This is a genomic window from Paenibacillus melissococcoides (assembly GCA_944800085.1).
In the GTDB taxonomy this organism is placed as follows: domain Bacteria; phylum Bacillota; class Bacilli; order Paenibacillales; family Paenibacillaceae; genus Paenibacillus_B; species Paenibacillus_B melissococcoides.
The window spans coordinates 146869-165645 of sequence record CALYLO010000001.1 but is presented as its reverse complement, the minus strand read 5'-3'; the positions used below and the strand labels follow the sequence as shown (position 1 = coordinate 165645).

11 protein-coding genes are annotated in these 18777 nt (G+C 42.0%); 3 read left to right on the top strand and 8 right to left on the bottom strand.

What is annotated here, in order from left to right; all coding sequences use genetic code 11:
- Window positions 1-67: 67 nt before the first annotated feature.
- The 8 genes from OCY70_RS00740 to OCY70_RS00705 form a co-directional block, all read right to left on the bottom strand.
- The gene (locus OCY70_RS00740) at window positions 68-1726 is read right to left on the bottom strand and encodes an extracellular solute-binding protein (protein ID WP_213429065.1); all 1659 of its coding nucleotides are present in this window, start codon (window positions 1724-1726) and stop codon (window positions 68-70) included.
- Between the two features lie 233 nt (window positions 1727-1959).
- Window positions 1960-3210, bottom strand: coding sequence for a DNA cytosine methyltransferase (locus tag OCY70_RS00735; RefSeq protein ID WP_213429066.1), 1251 nt, complete (start codon window positions 3208-3210; stop codon window positions 1960-1962).
- Window positions 3211-3445: 235 nt separating this feature from the next.
- Window positions 3446-4927 carry an IS5 family transposase gene (locus tag OCY70_RS00730; RefSeq protein WP_261944494.1) on the bottom strand — a complete coding sequence of 494 codons (1482 nt, stop codon included), beginning with the start codon at window positions 4925-4927 and terminating at the stop codon, window positions 3446-3448.
- Between the two features lie 123 nt (window positions 4928-5050).
- Window positions 5051-6988 carry a hypothetical protein gene (locus OCY70_RS00725; RefSeq protein ID WP_213430994.1) on the bottom strand — a complete coding sequence of 646 codons (1938 nt, stop codon included), beginning with the start codon at window positions 6986-6988 and terminating at the stop codon, window positions 5051-5053.
- A gap of 79 nt (window positions 6989-7067) precedes the next feature.
- Window positions 7068-8921: a DUF1998 domain-containing protein gene (gene drmB / locus OCY70_RS00720; RefSeq protein ID WP_213430993.1), complete on the bottom strand. Its 1854-nt coding sequence runs from the start codon at window positions 8919-8921 to the stop codon at window positions 7068-7070.
- A 2-nt stretch (window positions 8922-8923) separates the two neighbouring features.
- Window positions 8924-12352 carry a helicase-related protein gene (locus tag OCY70_RS00715; protein ID WP_261944493.1) on the bottom strand — a complete coding sequence of 1143 codons (3429 nt, stop codon included), beginning with the start codon at window positions 12350-12352 and terminating at the stop codon, window positions 8924-8926.
- Window positions 12349-14109, bottom strand: a complete 1761-nt coding sequence (locus OCY70_RS00710; protein WP_213430991.1) for a nuclease-related domain-containing DEAD/DEAH box helicase — start codon at window positions 14107-14109, stop codon at window positions 12349-12351. Before OCY70_RS00710 ends, OCY70_RS00715 begins: the two co-directional genes overlap by 4 nt.
- Window positions 14097-14756, bottom strand: coding sequence for a DrmE family protein (locus tag OCY70_RS00705; protein ID WP_213430990.1), 660 nt, complete (start codon window positions 14754-14756; stop codon window positions 14097-14099). Before OCY70_RS00705 ends, OCY70_RS00710 begins: the two co-directional genes overlap by 13 nt.
- Before the next feature lie 101 nt (window positions 14757-14857).
- On the opposite strand from OCY70_RS00705, the gene OCY70_RS00700 reads away from it, so the two are divergent.
- From OCY70_RS00700 to OCY70_RS35685, 3 genes are all read left to right on the top strand, one after another.
- Window positions 14858-16375, top strand: coding sequence for an IS5 family transposase (locus OCY70_RS00700; protein ID WP_261944492.1), 1518 nt, complete (start codon window positions 14858-14860; stop codon window positions 16373-16375).
- 880 nt (window positions 16376-17255) lie between these two features.
- A complete protein-coding gene (locus OCY70_RS35690) occupies window positions 17256-18011 on the top strand; it encodes a reverse transcriptase domain-containing protein (protein WP_315973908.1) in 756 nt (251 codons plus the stop codon).
- Between the two features lie 136 nt (window positions 18012-18147).
- Window positions 18148-18765: an HNH endonuclease signature motif containing protein gene (locus tag OCY70_RS35685; protein ID WP_315973907.1), complete on the top strand. Its 618-nt coding sequence runs from the start codon at window positions 18148-18150 to the stop codon at window positions 18763-18765.
- The last annotated feature ends 12 nt before the right edge of the window (window positions 18766-18777 follow it).

Below are 18777 nucleotides of genomic sequence, written 5' to 3'. Positions count from 1 at the left end.
ACGTTAGCTTGGTCACTTGGTCATACTGAATTGAAGTTCTTAGTTCACGACTGCCGGTCACTACCGATTACTTATTTTTTGCATACCATTCGTTGACTTCCTTCGTAATCTCATCTCCGCCCAGCTTCTTCCAGTCAGCGACAAACTTGTCGAATTCATCGATAGAGACCTGGTTCATAATAATCTTCATGAAGATTTCATCGCGTTTGCGGTTCAAAATCTCCCGCTTCTCCACCATCGTCGGTGTCGGCGCGCCCCAGAACTTGTTCTGATGGAACAGATTGTGCTCCTTCAAGTAAGGGATGTTCGATACCGCCCCGTTCGGTCCGGAGATAAGGTATTCCCACCACATGCTGATATCTTCGCCATTCACGTATTTCATCGCCCGTTCAAAGCGCGTTTTTTGGTCCTTCGTCTTCGGCAGGCTCTCATCCTTCGTCTCAATCGCCTTCGGCAGCACTTCCCCGTTATCGCTCATCAGGTTGAATGCCATCACAGGGTTAAGCAGCCAGTAGTTATTGCCTTCTTCCTTCAGATCCTTGCCGTATTCATACACCTTCTGCTCTGGCGTCGGATGATTGTCAACCGCGATCCATTGGTTCAGCAGCTTGATCAGCGCTTCCGGATGCTTGGCGTTCTTGGATACGACATAGTAGCTCTCCGTTCCCAGCTCGATCTGCGTGGACGCTTCCGTGCCGTCAATGGAAGGCAGACGGTAGACGCACCATTCCTGGACCACCTTGCCGTCCTTCACGGCAGCCTGGGCCAGATGGGCCGGCGTCCACTCCGCGCCGTACAGCACGCCAATTTTCTCGCTGAAAATCAGTTCGGACGCTTTCTGCATATCCTTGACCACGAATTCCGGGTCGATCAGGCCTTTCTTGAACATCTCCTGAAGCGCGCGCAGCGCTTCCTTCATCTCCGGCTGAATGTCACTGTTCACCAAGCCGCCTTGGCCGTCTTCAATCCATTGATTGAAATAAGCATGATATCCATTCAGGAAGCCGACCAGCCCGAGCGCGCCTTCATCAAACTTTTTGTTCAGCGCCAGGCCGTAGGCTTTCCCCGTGCCGCCCGGCTCCTTCGTCGCGAAGGCTTCCATAATCGTCATCAGATCCTGCATCGTCTTCGGCTCCGGCAGGTTCAGCTTCTTCAGCCAATCGGAACGCACCCACAGGAGCTGCGGCGCAAACGGGTTGCCCGTCTGCGGGATGGCCATCAGCTTGCCGTCGAACGTGCCCGACTTCATCTGCAGGCCGCCGTCCTTCAGCATGAACTCCTTCGTCTCGTCAGTCGCATATTGATCGTACACGCTGGTCAAGTCTTGAATCATATCCGCCTCGATCAACTGCTGCACCTGTGCCGGAGTCGCCGGGAAGAAATCAGGAATATCATTGGTGGCGATCGCCATCTTCAGCTTCTCCTGGAATTGAGGGCCGTTCACGACGCCATCCACAACCCACTGGTTCTTAATGCGGACGCCAACGTCTTTCTCGTATGCATCATACACGGCGTTCTTGTCGAAATTTTCCCCTTCGTCAAACTTCAAATACGGGTCTTGCGCACGCACCGTCGATATTTCCAAAACGGTATCTTCCGAACCTGCAGGCGTATCCGCCGGCTTGTCTGCCGGCTGCTCCGATTCCGCCGGCTGGCTGCTGCAGGCCGTTACCACGAGACTCAAGATGAGCGTAAGAATCAATCCGAATTTCCGCACTCTCTTCACGTCTGACCCTCCCATTTTGAATGGCATTGTGATTTGTCTTCTTTCTATCTCCATTATAGGTAGCGCTTTCAGCCGCGGGCTATATACCGGTGTTTACTTCCGTATACAACTGTTGCGGAGCGCGAAAAAACCGTTCCGGTAGGAACGGTGAGGTGTGACTTGAGAATCCAAGCATTATAGGAACCTCAATTGTATATTTCTTTTACTTTTCCCCGATATCAAAAAGACATAGTTTAAACTGTAACCTCCAATTTTTGTAGCATTTTTTTTATACCAGAAGCTATAGATTCTGCCATGACAGGAGGAACCGCATTACCTATTTGAATAAATTTCGCAGTCCGTGGACCTTCAAAAAAGAAGTTATCTGGAAAAGATTGTATCCTGGCTGCTTCTCTAACTGAAATTGAACGAATTTGATTAATATCTGGATGAATATAGTAATGTCCATCTTTTGCAATGTGAGCGACAACAGTATGAGTATATGCCTGATCCGCACTTACTACTTTAAAACGATCTAGAAAAGAAGTAAGATTTTTATGTGTTCGCAATTTTTCTGGAAGTTCATCATATCTTAAACGTTTTTTCTCAGTATCCCAGAGCTCAATCGCTATTTTGTATATTTCTCTGTCTCTCTGATTATGGATTCGGCAAATGTGCTGAGTAAGAATATCTTCTTCGGTTCGAATTCTATATTTTTCAAGATAGTTTGTAGGTTTTGTTATATAATTACCAACATCCAGCCTTTGCCCCGGTTCTAAACTTGGTAAGTCAGATAAAACATCTCTTACTTTATATGTATGATTGATTATGTTAAAAACAGGGTAGTGGAGAGCGAGCCCTTTTCTCCACCCAATCAAAATAACTCGTTTTCTTTGCTGTAAAACACCAAATGAAGAAGCATCCAAGACTTGGGCTTCTATTTCGTAACCAGCCTCATTCATGTAGTTTTTTACATCTTCGAATAACTTTCCCTTTGCAGCTGTTAAAATCCCAGGAACGTTCTCAAAAACAAATAATTTGGGGTCAAACTTCTTTAAAAATTTTACATATTGTTTATATAAATAGTTCCGTGGATCATGTTCTTTTTTATACGGATCCCTCGCTCGTCCCACTAATGAATAGGCTTGGCAAGGTGGTCCGCCAACAATCACATCAACATTAGCAACACCTTTTTTATACATCATTGTTTCAATTTCAAAAAATATAGAGTCAATAGTGGAATCTGAAATTTCTACATTTATAACAGAGTCAAGTAATTCACTTGGAATATTGGAAAACAAATCATTAATTGAACATCTCCCTGAAATATATTGAGAATATATATTTTTTAACATATTTTTTTCAAGAAAATGATACGCCGTTCTGGTTCTCAAGGTTTGGGACGCGTGCTGATTAGACTCAACATGAGCCAGTGGCAAAAATCCATTCCGGATAAATCCCTCAGAGAGCCCTCCTGCTCCAGCGAACAGATCTATGTAATTCAATATTACCCCTCCCATTGGAACATGGAGATATGTAAGCTAACTTTGACTATATAATTATACAGTAAAGCATGACAACCTTACTACAAATTTCCCCAACAAAGAATTGGACAAATCCAACATTATATCCAATCAAACTGAGAGCTAGTAGGTCACTTGCTTTACAGATTATTTGGAATTCCAATTATTATCTCACTAGAATCAGTACTTATTTAGGGCTTGCTGAACATATTGCCTTTTAGGCCCACAGAGGCTGACGGCACAGATTCAGCAGCAGTCTGAAAATCGGCAAAAAGAGAACGCGCAGCTTGCGTTCGAGATTCATAACAAGCAGTTGCAGGGCAATGACCGTTTCGCTTGTCTCTCGAAGGCGTGCTCGAATACGCCCCAGTCCGTAGGAGCGTTTGCCTTCTCCGAATTTTCCTTCGATTGCGTTACGCATTGAAGCATCCTGTCTGGCCTGGTTCCGATCGGGTTCCGCTTCTTTCTTCGGACGCCCTAAGTTTGGACCACTCAAACGGATGCCGTGCTCCTTACAATAGCGAAGGTTCTCCCGATTTCGGTAGATTTGGTCGGCTAGAATGGCTTCCGGATAACACCCATATCGCTGGACGAACGACTCCACGGAAGCTTTCAGTGTCATGCTTTCGTTGAAGTTATCCCAGGACAGCTTCTCCATTCGAGCGTAACCGTCCACCAGACTGATCGCCAGCTTTGCTCCAAACTCGACGGGAGCATTCACTTTCCCGCGGACAATCGGCCGTACATGCGGTTGGGAAAGACTGACGATTCGATCTTCCACCGAGTGTGTCCGTTTGTCGTACATCTCTTGCTGTTGACGATACAGCTCGGAAATGACGAGCAATTGCCGATACTGCTGCGAACCCAGTTGATTCAAGCTGCTTTTCGCTGCCAGCATTTCGATGATGCGAAGATTACGCGAAACATAACGAAGCTGTTTGCCAACCGCTTTCCGGATGGCTTTGGCACCCGTTCGCCGTTTCTTGGCGATCTCGAGGTAGCGTTTGCGGGCGGTTTGACGATACGTTCTCGGTTTCTTGGCCTTCCCGACGAAAGGCTCGTGCAGAACATCGATGATCGCTTCGAGTTTTTCCCGCGCCTCGTTCAATAATTTCAAATCGGTCGGATACGAGATGTCGGCCGGTGCGCAGGTCGCGTCGAGCATCAAGGTGCCTTTGTTGCATGGTTTCTCTTTGCTTTTGCCGTCTTCATTAACGGATGTTCCATCAGAGCCATGGCCGCTGCCTGGAGGATCTTGAGGATCGCTCTTGTTTTGTTCCTGCTTCTTTCGCTCTGCGTCCTCTTCCAAAATCCAATCGTTGATTCGTTCAATGACATCCGCACCCAATCGCTTGCGGAAATGGGTCAACAGCGAGTGATGGAACGGAGGCTTATCTTGGAACGCCGGCAGCCCAAGGAAGTACTGGTAGTACGGATTTTCGGCGATCTGCTGGACCGTCTCTCGATCATCGAGCTGCATACGTTCCTGAATGTACAGCGCTCCCAAAGCCATACGAACAGACAAAGGGATCTGACCGCGCATTGATTTCTTGAACGACTTCGCGTAGAGTTCTTCTGCCCGCCACCACGGGATGATAGCGGCCAGTTGAACCCAACGGTTCTCCTTATTTAATTTACCGCCAAACGGCAAGTAGAAATCTTCGAACAACTGAAGCTGGCTTTCGGTTCTACGATACATGTCGGCTCACTCCACGTGCACGATTTTTTGCAAGAAATTCGCATTCTCCTTGCATTTTATTTCGAGTTAGAGTCCAGAAATCCTTGTAAAACCTTTGAAAAATGATTGTTCAGCAAGCCCTATTTAATATTCATACTTATCAGAACAAATTTTACTAGGCTTCCATATTTGAGAGACAATATAATCGTCAGTTATTTGAAACTCCGGTTCTTCCTCTTTTAATAAACCATTCATTTGATTGAGCATATAATGATAGAGATCATCTGCTGTCTTATACTCAACTGAAACGTGTTTATAACAATTTTTTTCGGTATATTTCCACATAGGAATCTTTTTATAAGTTAGTATATTCTTTAGCGTAAAGAAATCTATGATGGGCACGTGAGTAGCTATCCCATTTCTGTCATACAAAAGCCCCTGATAACCATTAAAGTAGAAGTGATTCATGAGAATAAACGGTGAAATTTTCTTATTTTCTATGTTAATTCCTGTATTTTCTTCTATTAAACTCCTCTTTTTGGCATCCTTTAATGCTTCCATTCGCTCCTTTATCTGTTCAAACCCCTCCCTTACTTTCCCTTGCAAGTTATTATAAGCTTCAATAATTGTCTCAGGTTTAACAGTAGCTTTTGCTTCAAATAAAAAAACATGATCTTCCAAAACAAATAATCCGTCAATTTCAGGTATACCGTCACCTTCAGCTCTTGAAACTTTGGAAAATTTTATTTTTTTCTGATGAAAAAAATCTGCGACTTGTTTCTCAAAGAAGTAGCCCTTTTCATTCGACTGGATGGTATTTAATTTAACATCGTTTGATAAAATTCTATCTAGACACTTTTCAATTGAAACATGTTCGAAAAATGAAGGTATAATATAATAAACATTTCCCTTTCTTATTAATGGTTTATAACTGACTTGGAATGCCGATTCCTGTTCATTGTCCAAGTCAGTGCTAAATAATGACAATAAATCACGCATTTTGGGGGATATCCCCATTCTTCTTTGCAAACTTTTCTCTCCACACTTTAGTAATATATTTTTCTCTGCATTCTCCAATTTAAGAGACTGTTGAAACGAAATTTTCAATAGTCCCATGTACAGTTCGAGTAAATCATTAATAATATACTCTTTATCATTGTACATAAATGTTGTGTTATGTAATTCCCCATATATTGGGTTAAGCAATTTTGAAGCGCTATAGATACTTTTACAGACAAAGAAGTCAATACCTTTAGATCCGTCTATAACCACTTTTTCCTGTGAAAATGATTTGATAAACTCACTTTTCTCAATTATCTCAAACTCCTCTGTTTTATTGAGCTGATTAATAAACTGTGAAAAGTTCAAATCCCTGTATAACTCAAAACGTTTCCAAAAAGGTAAGCTATGAGTTTTAATAAAAACAAAATCAATAACAGTATCATTGTATTTATAGTTTTGTACTCGTCTGACATGATACGTTTCAGTCATTATGGAATATATATGTTCCTTAATGGCGCCTTTCTGTACAATTAACTTATACAGTTTTCGGCAAATCTCCATATCAAGTTTATCGAGTTTTGGTTCTGATGAGGGAATGTTATATTTTTTTATTACCTCAATAATTTCAGAAAAGCAATCTAGTATATGCTCAAATTGTGATTGAAGAATATCCGAAGGATAAGAAACTCCATCCCAAGTTTTTCCGTCCAATAAATTGGTTTGATGTACTACGCTCAAATATTCAAAAAGTTTTTCCAACGATATTCTTCTATTGTTAGTCTTTATTAGCTTCCTTATTTCAGTATCATAGTAACCTTTCCTACGCAATAAATATTCAAGGAATAGTAAATCCTCCCTAATATTCACTTGTTCTCTTTTTAGTTCATTAATAATAGAGTTAATTTCATGCGTCTCCATTCCATAAATAAAACCTGAATGCATAAAAAGTCGGTGAAAATGAATACCCTCTTCCAAGTATTTAGTTTTTATAAACCTCACTAGTTCCTCAGGGCTGTTTTCCCGAGCTTTCTTTAACTGAGAGGTTAATTTCTTTTTCGCACTTGGGTCTACAATTCTCATATATACAGCTTACGCTCCAATCTTTTTAGTACCGAGCATTAATAATAAAGCTTCTAACAGAACTGATTGTTCTCTAGTCTTAAAGCTCCTCGAATCCCGAAAAATAACCAATACCAACATCTTGATGTGTTCCAGTCAATAAAGCTCTATCCAGTTTTTTGTTTGACTCCTCACAAGATGTCTCGGGCAATAGGGCACAACTATGGCATGCCGCTAAATTGCAGGAATCAGGTCCTTGCCCAAGACTTTCCATGCATACGGGATCAGAGGAACACCATTTAGCATTATGCAAAGCAGAAACAACTATGTTTTCGAGGTTTCCAGGCAGCCCCTGTCGCACCAACCCTCCGAGTGAACCTTCAGAATCCCCGGAAGCTGTATAGATTAGCACCCCGTGCATCGGATTTTCAGGATATTCAGTATCACAATAAATACGTTCACGTAACGCAGAACTGCCATATCCACACTCAAAACTAAACTGATTGATAAGAATATGTGCAAACGTGTGAAGGAGGATAAATTTAGGGGTAATCACTTCCTCATCCCAACCATTTTTCCTCCGGGCAGCACTATAATTACTAGCTAGCTTTTGAGCCCTTACCTGAACGTTTTTCTTTTCCAACCAAGAATTCAGCAATAATGAATCAAACTCAAAAAAGATTCCTTCTCCTCTCACCACAACCGCTGGAAGCCAATCAATATCCTCCTTTAGCCTCAGCGCTTCTCTTTTTTCTGTCAATGGTCTCCCGTCTTCCGGTTTCCATCTCGAAAACCCCACCATGGCTCTGGTTTCCCTTAGTTTGTGAAGAAGAGATATACTTCTAAAGTACTTATTTATAATTTTCCCATACTCGCTACTGTTTCTATTCGATACTGAAAAATCCTGATTATCACCTCCCGCTCCGGACAATATAGCATCGTATTCTAACTTACGATAGATCTCCTCAGAATCTGAAACTTCTATTTTAAAAGTAGTTACGGAATTCTTTTTCAGCTTTTTTTCTGCCGCGGTTATCAATTTTAGATAATCCACTTTTTGTTGAGCAGCTAGAAACTCAAATAAATCCCTATTCAAATGCCCGTCCACACGATGATTAGTTAAGTAATCCCAATGTCGTTCTAGAATTTCTATAAGTTTTCTATCCACTGATTGCTCCCATTGTGGCAAATAAATTGAACTTTTAATATCAGGAAAATAAACATTAGATGCGCCTTTTTGGACGACTCGGAGATCTCCTCCACATTCTTTGGATTCCTTTTCTCCTTCACCCAACCACGGTCGTTGACCACCACATACTTTAATTTTCGAAAGGGAGCCTTCATTAAAAGCACCAAACAAAGAACGCTTTGCTGTGCAACTGCAATGAATCATAATACCTGACAAGCTGCTATTACTTCTTCCTGCGCGAAGTCTGAGCCTACAATACGAATCGTGTTCTCTTTCTGTATGAACCCACTCCATGAATGGAAAATCCTCAATATGGCCTAATTCACAGATCGTTATGAAACGAACTGGTATCAAATATGGACGTTTCCTTTCTGACAAACTGTGACACGACATACCGTCCGCATATGTAGGCCCTTTGCACTTTTGCTGAGAACCAAACAAAGACAACTTTTCCATGGATCCGCATCTAGGACAATAGTGCCATCTTGGAAATCTGACACAGGGAATTTTCAGATTTGGGTTTTTAACCCCTGCTCCTGGTTGCCTGTATTCTGGCGGAAGTCTGAAATGGCTCACCCCAAGCCGTTTTTCCAGTCGTTCCTCTCTGATAATAAATTCATCAAACCCATCATTGGCGCTTTTGTATACTCTCTCCCAAGCATCAAGTCCGCAAACCATTAGTGATTCGTCTCTGGGGAAATTAACCATTTGCCCGACTCCCCATGGTGAAATGAGCTGCGTTCGCCGGATCGTTCTTTTTTGCATAATCAATTTCCCCCATTGTGTAGATACTCTTTGATAACCTGAACCTCACAGTTTGAGTCCACATTTCTCATTGACGTTGGAGTCGGCCATGATTTTTCATCCCAGTCCTCGAGCGGCGTAGTTCCTGCAGGATACATTAACGGTAACTCTGACGTTGGCGGAGCAAAGTCTCCATACTTCGGTGGCAAATATCTTGACCACTCGTCAATTCTTTCATTTAGTAACTTTTCTGTGTGGATTAATTCATCCACGTCAATGTTCGATACACGCTCAACGATAATATTTCTTATTCTATCCAACAAATCATCATCCGGAAAAGGCTGAGGATATTTTATATTTCTACTATCCCCGAAATATCTTACAAATCCAATCAGAAGAGCATGTAGAGCTCTTTCCCGAACAGGTGCTGAGAATGGAGTCACACTTGTTGGTTCTACCTGGCTGTATATTGTTGAATGAAAAGAGTAAAAATGTTCAAAATGAGAACGGTCTCTGGGTTTTGTCGTATTGTAAATTACGAACACAAGTCCAGGAGCATTTTTTGAACGTCCCACCCGGCTTGTTGCCTGAATATATTCAGAAGTTGTTTTAGGTTGTCCGATAACAGTCATTAAGCCAAGCCTTGGAACATCCAATCCAACGGATATCATATTTGTTGCAAGACAAATGTCAACCGGATACGGATGTCTCTCAGCAGTAGGATAATTAATCTCAAGAGCCTGCAAAGACTGTGGAATCTCATTGTTAGGTATCCTGCTGGTCAATTCAATAGCCCGATTTATAAAACGTCTCGGGTCTTGCTCTCCATTTTTCCTTATTCCTTTACGATCCCAAACAGCATTCAGATATTCACGAATATCTGCTCTAATCAGGGTGGCTGCATGACCGAGTTCCCTCAGACTGTTAAAATAATTGACGATGCTCCAGTATGGGTTTCGTTCTTTTTCATCTGATACGGGTGCTGACCGTACTCCCTGCAGCAATGATGAAATAACTCTGATTTGTGTGGTTGCGTGTGACGGTAAAGCAGTCGCATGTACCCCTACGTAAATTCTACCCGCAGATTCTTTATCTTCACAGGCAAAAAATGATTCTCCTGCATCTATACACTGCGGCGGAAACTGAAATACATTGTCTTTTCCACAATTATAAAGAGCATGTGCCTGCTCTCTTGCCCTACTGATAGTTGCTGTTGAAGCAATAATTTTTGCGCGAATCCCAGTTTCTGGGTTTCTAAAAAGTTCGGATATAAATGTTTCATAAAGCCCGACCATAGATCCTAATGGACCAGAAATCAGATGTAATTCGTCCTGTATAATCAGTTCTGGTGGAGATACCCTTCCTCCTGACACCTTGTCCCTATATCCGAATAATGTCCTCGCCTCCGGCTTCCACGGAAGCATTGCAAACTTGTCAACAGTACCAATAAGTAAAGTTGGCGGAGCGTCATAAATATCCTCATCTATTATTTGCAGTGGCAGCTCAAAGTTGTTTTTAGAAAAATCACATTCATGATTATGGCATTGAAACTTCACGGTTGACGGTGATGGTTTTTTTTTGTATCCTCTGATCACAGTGATTTTCCCTGTCTTTATAGGCCCCATTTGTGCACCACACCATGGGCATTTCAAAATGACAAAAGGGTTTTCTTCCTCTTTTCGATTACTATTATTTAACTGATTGAAAGCTTTTATAGCTTCTGCCCGTTTGTTTGGTGTCAAACTTTCCCCAACCCACAATCCAATAGTTATCCTGCTATCGCCCAATTCAGTCTCATTCTCTTTACGGATCATTTCACATGCACAAATTAAGGATGCCGCTCTTTGATATTGTTGCGCAGTCAACAATCTTAAGGTATATCGCATTAAAACCGTTGTTCCGTTATCGTCTTTGTTCTTCAATCGTTTCAAAAATATAGTAAAAGCTGTCAAGCCAAGGTAAGCTTCAGTTTTTCCGCCCCCGGTTGGAAACCAGATAATATCTACTATATTTCTCTCGTCATCCTCTGGGGTGAATATTGACTTTAAATTCATTAAAATAAAGGCAATTTGAAATGGTCTCCAGTTCCCATACTTTGGTTCTGGCCAGTCCGGCCAAGTCTCACGGTTGTGAAGATCAGGATAAGTAATCGTTTCCAGAAAAGCTGTACCATTTCCGCCATCTTTCCATTCCCGAAGTCTCAATCCGTACCTTAACTGTTGCATAAGCATTGCTCGGTTCATTAGCATAAATGCTTTCTTTACATTAGTATTTTGTTCAATCAACTTAATGCCATTACGCATGCGGTCAAGACATCTCTTACAAACTTCAATGTGTCCCTCAGCAATCTCCTTCAATTCGTTGTTTAGTTCTCTTTCAGCAATTTCTTTCTGCTCATTAATCCATTGACTGTATCTATCACAAAGGGTACTTAATGCTTCGGTAACAGATCCAGATTGGGTGTAATCACTCATAGAATACATGCTCAGGTCAACATCAGAAATGGACAACGGGACGATCGGTTTTAGTTCATATACAGGCATAGTCTCAGCTTTGATGAAATATGCCCGTTTCAAAGTCGTATCTTCCAACTCCTTCCACGAAGGAGCACATCCGTGACCTACTGCATATGTTTTATGATTTCTATATAATAAACGCATGGATTTTTCATCATCTGCATAAGAGACCGAACTTCTTTCAGGATAGGGCAGAAAACATGCTGTTCCATCTTTACTTCTGACTGAAAACTCACACTGGAAGAAGCAACTTTCATTTTCTATACGACCGTTTGAAGGTAGCCTATTAATTAATGTAAAGGTAAAAAGTTCTACATCTTCGATCCAGTTATGCTTGGAAGTACGATTTTTTATATATAAATTTAATCCTGTCGGGATTCCCTCTTTCAATAACGGAATTTCAACCTGCCCGTTAGACAGTTCCTGATGTGTAATATGAACCGACATATTCAGTGATTCCCTGTAGTATGCTTTTTTTACATATGAATTTCCTTCATTATCCTGAACTGTATAATCTCCTTGCTTGTATCTACCTGCTGACACATCAATAAGTAGCCCATTTTCCGGAAATCGCAAAAAACAACTATACCCCATTGCAGAAGGCATTCTGGAATTCGCAAGGTTTATTGTATCATCAGTAGAATCTTGGCTTTCATCCAAACCGCTAACGTTTGTTTGTTCTCCTTCAATCTCAATATCCCGTTGGTCACTACTATCCAAAGTGACTGTCAAATCATTTAGAATTTGCTCTTCTTTCAGATCGTTTGCATCCCTTTGATCATGTGTACTTTCCATTGGAAAAAGTATCCCGGCCCCATACCTTAATCGCGGCGGCTCACCTATCAGAATCTCTTCACCGTTTGCCTGAATATGTTGTGCAACAGGATCAGGGCCAATAAGCTCTTTTCTCAAAAAATCGATTATAGTATCTCTCATATTGCAATACTCCTTTGGATCAATCTTCTATAATCCGACTCTGTTCTTTTATCCAACATCATATACAATCCCGATTTAGCACGTGACATTCCCACATATAAAAGAGATCTAAACTCATCATCATTCAGGCGGCTAATGCCAGTAAGAATGATATAATGATTTTCTAGACCTTTAAACCCCTGTATGGTTGAAAAGGTAATAGACTCCCGAGAACTTTTCCTTCCTTGGAGATTTGTAAGATCTAATATATCGAAGGCTGATTTATTTATCACAGAAATACAGGAGTTTTGAAACTTATATGGAGATAAAATAGTAATATGACGATCCGGAATTTTTTTCAATTTCAGCTGTCTGAGAATACCTTCCACCTTTGTTGTTTCTTCATAAGCATCATTGCAGAAAAAATACTCCACAGGCAGACCATCTATGTTGCCGGGTAAAAACGGTGGTTTATCAAATCCAGAAAGAATTGAAGTTTGCTCTCCAATCATCTTGGTATTTCTGCAATTTACTGTTAATCGAAACTTAACAGCAGATGCTCTAGAGTCAATTATCTGCTTCATTTCATCGGCTGAAAACTCAGAATAAATTGCCTGTCTTTCAAAATCACAATATATTTCCCATTCTCCACCTGACAGCCCACCTTTTAGCAACCCATCAAAAATATCGAGATATTCCGATCTGATGAGATCCTGGCCTTCATCAATTACAATTTTATCAAATGGCTCGACTACACCTCTGTCAATCATCTCTAAAACCATTAAAGGAAGATCATACTTAAAATACTCTTCCGTTTTATTTTTACTGTTCAGCTCATATTCAGGCGAGGAAACAGCTATTTTCTCCATGAATCGATGAAATGATGTTACTTTCAACAAATTATCATTGTCGGAACCCGCAAGTTGTTCAGATAACCACTCTCCAAGCAAGGTATTGAAACAAATAAGTAATACCCTCTTCTTTTCAAAAAGGCTTCTGCGAACCGATTCCATTGCAATCATTGTCTTTCCTGTCCCAGCTGCTCCAAGAAACAGACAGCGTGGATTGTCTTGTAATTGATCGAGACAATGAAATTGTTCCTCAGTATATTTTGTAATCTGTACTTCAATGTCTTCAAGTAGCTGAACGGGGGTAATTACTCTTTCAAAGTCCCCTCTTAGAAAGTTAACAAGTTGATTAATATCCTTCATTGTAGGAAGTGACTGCACTGGATCAAACCAAGCTTGCCCTTGCATCTTTTTTGCCGTTTTTGTTGATAATTGTTGTATAAATTCGCTGATGGGTAACCGCCTAGAATCTCGGTCATATATCAGCCAATTCTCTTGATCCGCCCCCTCCGCCTGAAAACGAATATGCGGAAACATTACCCCGTATCCGTATAAAAGTTTTCCCAGACGACTCGTTGAACCAAACTTTTTTTTAATCGCAGAAAGTAAGCTGAACATTCCTTCTTGGGCCTGCTCAAAAGGCCCTCTGGTCTTTTGAGATGTTTGTCCATATCTATTGGTAAAATTCCATATACCATTTCTCCTCGTAACACTTCCTGACTTTACTTCAAGGCAGAAAACCCCGACTCGTGGAGCAAGTACCAAGAAGTCAATTTCTCCATACAATCTTTTTGCATGCTGTGTCAGAGCCAACGAATGAAGAATCGTCCAATCACGTGTCTTAGGATCTTGTTTAAACAAATCAAAAACTTGCCGTTCTCCGTTACTTTTTACATCATTAGATATATAAGGGGGAATCATCCTCGCCATATGGTTTCCTCCTGTTTAAGAAGCCTATTCGTCCAACTAATACCGATATTCAGCCACTCTCTGCTTATTTCTTCCACTTCAAGAATAAATACTTGACCAAGTCCTTCTAAAGTAAATTCAATATTTTTTTCTGTGGTCAGACTATTCTTGTCTATTCTATCTTTCACCTCATTCAGCATACTTTTCTGCAAATAAGTTGCCGCCTGTAAGTGTGCACTCCTTAACTGCGATATGGACTCTTCAATAAATTGGAGATTTGACGTGAAATGTCCATCCTCAGTCGCTCTTGCAATAACCGCAAGATCAGAGTTATTTCCCGGACCAATAATACTTTCATTGAACAACCAATTCCGAATAGTAGCTTTATGGCGCTTACATCCGTGCATGTGCAGATGTCGATAAAGCTTACTTATATCAAGATCTAACTCCTCATATTTTTTTAACAGGGCATCCCGCCAAATGGAGGCCCTTTTCCGGTGGAAGAAAAGTCCGTTCTTCTTTAACGCTACATCCGCAATTTCCCGGATAATATCATTATCAGAATCCCTGAAAAGTACGAGCTCACCTTCGCTTAAATCATCAATCGTTTTCTTTGGAATCTCACGCTGCTCTAAGTTTTTTCTAATTAGGGCTTGCTGAACAATCATTTTTCAAAGGTTTTACAAGGATTTCTGGACTCTAACTCGAAATAAAATGCAAGGAGAATGCGAATTTCTTGCAAAAAATCGTGCACGTGGAGTGAGCCGACATGTATCGTAGAACCGAAAGCCAGCTTCAGTTGTTCGAAGATTTCTACTTGCCGTTTGGCGGTAAATTAAATAAGGAGAACCGTTGGGTGCAACTGGCCGCTATCATCCCGTGGTGGCGGGCAGAAGAACTCTACGCGAAGTCGTTCAAGAAATCAATGCGCGGTCAGATCCCTTTGTCTGTTCGTATGGCTTTGGGAGCGCTGTACATTCAGGAACGTATGCAGCTCGATGATCGAGAGACGGTCCAGCAGATCGCCGAAAATCCGTACTACCAGTACTTCCTTGGGCTGCCGGCGTTCCAAGATAAGCCTCCGTTCCATCACTCGCTGTTGACCCATTTCCGCAAGCGATTGGGTGCGGATGTCATTGAACGAATCAACGATTGGATTTTGGAAGAGGACGCAGAGCGAAAGAAGCAGGAACAAAACAAGAGCGATCCTCAAGATCCTCCAGGCAGCGGCCATGGCTCTGATGGAACATCCGTTAATGAAGACGGCAAAAGCAAAGAGAAACCATGCAACAAAGGCACCTTGATGCTCGACGCGACCTGCGCACCGGCCGACATCTCGTATCCGACCGATTTGAAATTATTGAACGAGGCGCGGGAAAAACTCGAAGCGATCATCGATGTTCTGCACGAGCCTTTCGTCGGGAAGGCCAAGAAACCGAGAACGTATCGTCAAACCGCCCGCAAACGCTACCTCGAGATCGCCAAGAAACGGCGAACGGGTGCCAAAGCCATCCGGAAAGCGGTTGGCAAACAGCTTCGTTATGTTTCGCGTAATCTTCGCATCATCGAAATGCTGGCAGCGAAAAGCAGCTTGAATCAACTGGGTTCGCAGCAGTATCGGCAATTGCTCGTCATTTCCGAGCTGTATCGTCAACAGCAAGAGATGTACGACAAACGGACACACTCGGTGGAAGATCGAATCGTCAGTCTTTCCCAACCGCATGTACGGCCGATTGTCCGCGGGAAAGTGAATGCTCCCGTCGAGTTTGGAGCAAAGCTGGCGATCAGTCTGGTGGATGGTTACGCTCGGATGGAGAAGCTGTCCTGGGATAACTTCAACGAAAGCATGACACTGAAAGCTTCCGTGGAGTCGTTCGTCCAGCGATATGGGTGTTATCCGGAAGCCATTCTAGCCGACCAAATCTACCGAAACCGGGAGAACCTTCGCTATTGTAAGGAGCACGGCATTCGTCTGAGTGGTCCAAACTTAGGACGTCCGAAGAAAGAAGCGGAACCCGATCGGAACCAGGCCAGACAGGATGCTTCAACGCGTAACGCGATCGAAGGAAAATTCGGAGAAGGCAAACGCTCCTACGGACTGGGGCGTATTCGAGCACGCCTTCGAGAGACAAGCGAAACGGTCATTGCTCTGCAACTGCTTGTTATGAATCTCGAACGCAAGCTGCGCGTTCTCTTTTTGCCGATTTTCAGACTGCTGCTGAATCTGTGCCGTCAGCCTCTGTGGCCTAAAAGGCAATATGTGTGCGACTTGTTTTGCTATAACTGAATAACTTCAGGAAAAGCAAGGACTTTATAAAGAAAAGTCTAACTTTCTATCCGAGAACAGGAATGAGGAATCCATGTTTTCCAAAACTGTTCCGTTGAGACTCCTACATGCGTCTTGTTCGGCAGGGCATGAGGTATGAAGCTAGGTGAAGTCGGCAGAAGGAAGCTGGAGCCACCAATCAAGGAAGGTATGCTTACTGATATGCCGGACGGCTGAAAAATTGCCTATGGTGAGAATGTTCAAAGGGGAACTGACGAAACTCCGAATGTAAGAATCTAAATGCCTACCTCATGGAAACATGTTGACCAATGAATGTTGGGGCAAGTGGCGTAAAGTACAATTACATGTTAGGAAATACGCTATACCGAACAATGGCGGTATCAAGCTTGCAGGTTCAAAGGAGTCACCTAAGGGCAGTATGCATAGCTAGGATAGAAGGAACAAGGAAAGCAAGGGACGTTGCAACAATGGACTGCCGTCCAAGACGGTTGCTATAAGGTTACACCGAAATGCATTTACCCTTGTGAGAGTAGGGGCACGACCAATGAAACTTCCGTAATAGAAGTGGAGGAACAGCCCTGAGTCTTGTTACTTGACAACAACTTTCCAAAAGTGAACTGTATCGGTCGGGTATGAATGTGGGGACAATCTCTGCAAGGGGGTTGCCACAATACAGGCTCTGCGTTATTGGGATTACTATAATCTAACAGATACCTTTACAGACTTACACGAGCAGGCCAAGCAAGGAAAAACATTCAAACGTCTCTATGAACTAATCACATCAAGAGAAAATATCCTTCTTGCTTACCGTACAATCAAGTCAAATAAGGGATCTAAAACAGCAGGAACAGATGGCAAAACAATCGAGAATCTTAAAACAATGACAGACAGCGATCTTGTGAACCTTGTTAAAACAAAACTTAAGAATTACCAACCTAAAAAGGTTAGACGGGTCTTTATTCCAAAACCTAATGGGAGAAAGAGACCACTGGGAATTCCATGCATTCTAGATCGGCTAATACAGCAGTGCTTTAAGCAAGTACTTGAACCAATCGCCGAGGCGCACTTTTATAAACATAGTTATGGGTTCAGACCATTGCGCTCCACCCATAATGCATTGGCTAGAGTTCAATTTTTGATTAATAACGGGGGACTTCACTTTATCGTAGACATCGATATCAAAGGATTCTTCGATAACATTAATCATTCAACCTTGCTAAAGCAGATATGGAATCTTGGAATACACGATCGTAAGGTTTTACGGATTATCAGTCGAATGCTAAAAGCTGTAATAGAAGGTGAAGGTACTCCTGTAAAAGGAACCCCACAAGGAGGAATTTTATCCCCTTTACTTTCTAACATTGCACTGCACGATCTTGATACTTGGGTAGCTGGACAATGGGAGAATTTCCAAACAAAACATGCATATACGAAGAGGAATAAATATAATGCTCTTAAGAAGTCAAAGCTTAAAGAAGGATTCATCGTCAGATACGCCGATGACTTCAAAATCCTCTGTCGTGATTGGAAAACGGCCCAAAAATGGTTCCATGCCGTAAAACTTTATTTGAAAGATCGCCTTAAGTTGGACATTTCCCCTGAGAAATCAAAAATTCGCACATACCGGTGTGATTGAGAAGAAAAAACAACAGATTAAGATACAATATAAGAAACTTATTCAACATATTCAACAATCACCCTCAGCCGGTAATGTGCACAAATTCAATAGTTTTGTTCTCGGGATTCACAATTACTTTAGGAAAGCAACGCATGTGTTCATTGAGTTCTCACGACTTGCCTATGACCTGAAAAAGTTCACTTATAATCGTTTGAAACGGGCTGGTAAATACGAACATCCTGATAATCCACCTCCGACATATAGGAAGTTTTACTCAACCAGTTATCGCACGTTCAAGGTGGATGGAGTCTACTTATACCCGATAGTAGATGTAACTACCTCTAACAATCTGAACTTCAGTCAAGAGATAACTCCATTTACTGTCGAGGGGCGGAAGAGGATTACTAGAAAACTGGTTGGATTTGTACAATCAGAAATCATTATATTAATGAAATCAGACAATCCTCAACGCAGTGCAGAATACTTGGATAATCGGATTAGTAGGTACAGTATGGTCATGGGAAAATGCGAGATCACAGGTATATTCCTTTATGCAGACGATGTGCACTGTCATCATTATCTTCCAACTTACCTTGGTGGAGATGACAGCTACAATAACCTGAGGATCCTTCATCAAGATGTCCATACACTTATTCATGCCACAAACCAGGAAACGATTATGAAACTCATAAACATGCTTGGCCTAACAGGCAGCATGATTAAAAAGGTAAACCAATACCGCAAAATGAGTAACTTGGGCACTGTTGTTTAATTCAAGTAGCAA

Coding starts and splice junctions, on each gene's coding strand:
- OCY70_RS00700 (WP_261944492.1), top strand. CDS start 14,858: ATGTATCGTAGAACCGAAAGCCAGCTTCAGTTGTTCGAAGATTTCTAC.
- OCY70_RS00715 (WP_261944493.1), bottom strand. CDS start 12,352: ATGAGAGATACTATAATCGATTTTTTGAGAAAAGAGCTTATTGGCCCT.
- OCY70_RS35690 (WP_315973908.1), top strand. CDS start 17,256: ATGACAGACAGCGATCTTGTGAACCTTGTTAAAACAAAACTTAAGAAT.
- OCY70_RS00730 (WP_261944494.1), bottom strand. CDS start 4,927: ATGTATCGTAGAACCGAAAGCCAGCTTCAGTTGTTCGAAGATTTCTAC.
- OCY70_RS00705 (WP_213430990.1), bottom strand. CDS start 14,756: ATGATTGTTCAGCAAGCCCTAATTAGAAAAAACTTAGAGCAGCGTGAG.
- drmB (WP_213430993.1), bottom strand. CDS start 8,921: ATGCAAAAAAGAACGATCCGGCGAACGCAGCTCATTTCACCATGGGGA.
- OCY70_RS00725 (WP_213430994.1), bottom strand. CDS start 6,988: ATGAGAATTGTAGACCCAAGTGCGAAAAAGAAATTAACCTCTCAGTTA.
- OCY70_RS00710 (WP_213430991.1), bottom strand. CDS start 14,109: ATGGCGAGGATGATTCCCCCTTATATATCTAATGATGTAAAAAGTAAC.